The following is a 1,370-nucleotide window of genomic DNA, read 5'->3' as shown; positions in this document are numbered from 1 at the left end:
GCTTGTAACGGCAGGCGACCCGTCGGTCCTGCTCGGTAAACGTCGTTTCGATAAACTGACCCGCTTTCAGCCGTTCGCCCGCGGCCAGATCGGGATTCCCGTAATTCGGTCGGGCCTCAACGACGGCAAAGGACGGTGTGGGCGCCAGGAACCCCGGGAGAAGCTGCTCGATCAACTCATTGGTGAACGTATCGAACTCGCTCTTCAACTTGAGCTGGACGCGTGCCGCCATGAAGGCCGCCCCCTCGAGCAATCCACCGATCGCCGGATCGATTTTTTCTTCAATCAGCGGCCCGAGACGCTTTGCCGCCCCAGGAAACTCGGCTGCGAACTCCTTGGATCGCTCGTAGAGGATCTTCAGCTCACGATCATAAAACTCGAGGAATTCGCGGTTCATGATCGATCAAAGCCCCGCGTAACAGTGGTCTTGCAAGAGCTAAGATCGACTTCCGCCGTAAAACCGATGGGGATGTCGATAGGCCGATTCGAGACCTCGGCATAAACCGCCAGTCGGATCTTCTGTGCGACATCGTCGAGTTCCTCTGAACGATTGACACTGAGGCTCCCCGCGCGCAGGCGCGGTTCGTAGCTGCGCAGCGCCGACAGTATATTTTTCTCAATCTCTGCAAGACCCATATCTTCACTGGTCAGGTGCATGATGTCATACAGCCCGAAATTGATGACCGATTTCAAGACATAGGGAAGGTCGTCGATGTCGAGCACCGAGCGCAGGTCGATGGTCGAAAATATCTTGCTCAAGTCATCGAGCACGATATCTCTGATCTGGGCTTCGCTCATGCCCCGTCGACGAATGGCTTCGGTCTCCGAAAGAGCCGTTTCACCATCGTCGTTGAGTCTCACCTTCCGACTGTCACCCTTTTCGTAGGATATCCGGAACGCGTTCATAAGTGGCGCGTGGTACTTAATGTGTTCAGCCATGCCACAACACCCCCTTGCGCCTGGCCACCCGTCTGGTGTTGCCCCCGGAGCGACCGACGCACCGGGGGCCAGGGATCAGGCTGCTGCCTGATTCTCCGCGACGTTCCATCCCTGCGTCACAGCTGCCCCGGCGTTTCCTTCCTTCTCCTGCTGTGTGTAGGTCAACACATATTCGGCGAAGTTGAACGAGACATCGACGCTGACGGCATCACCGCCTGTCGCACCGGTCACCGAATGACTCGTCACTAGAACCTGCTTCAGTACAATCTTGACGTACTCCACTGTCGAATCGCCGCCAGCCTTTTCGCAATACAACGTAATCTCCGGAATGTGCTTTCCATTGCAGCAATGCTGCATGAGCGCGGCGTCCGCCTTGCAGATGTACTTGGACAGATGCAGGTCGCGAACATTGACCCGTCCGGCGCCGGAAC

3 protein-coding genes are annotated in these 1,370 nt (G+C 56.9%); all 3 read right to left on the bottom strand.

The features are described from left to right. Positions 1–397, bottom strand: a 397-nt coding sequence (locus AC1D1Z_RS37445; RefSeq protein WP_477853881.1) for a type VI secretion system baseplate subunit TssF, incomplete at its 3' end; no start/stop codon positions are given. After that, the gene (locus AC1D1Z_RS37440; protein WP_477853879.1) at positions 394–939 is read right to left on the bottom strand and encodes a type VI secretion system baseplate subunit TssE; all 546 of its coding nucleotides are present in this window, start codon (positions 937–939) and stop codon (positions 394–396) included. The genes AC1D1Z_RS37440 and AC1D1Z_RS37445, both read right to left, overlap by 4 nt. 75 nt (positions 940–1,014) lie before the next feature. Next, a partial coding sequence (locus tag AC1D1Z_RS37435; protein WP_477853877.1) for an Hcp family type VI secretion system effector occupies positions 1,015–1,370 on the bottom strand: 356 nt, incomplete at its 5' end.

This window comes from Rhizobium sp. P1_E1, assembly GCF_056406015.1.
Note: the sequence above shows the minus strand (reverse complement) of the source record. Positions and strands in the feature narration are given on the sequence as shown.

What these genes read in the sequence shown, in the direction of transcription:
- AC1D1Z_RS37440 (WP_477853879.1), bottom strand. Translation starts at nt 939, where the DNA reads ATGGCTGAACACATTAAGTACCACGCGCCACTTATGAACGCGTTCCGG.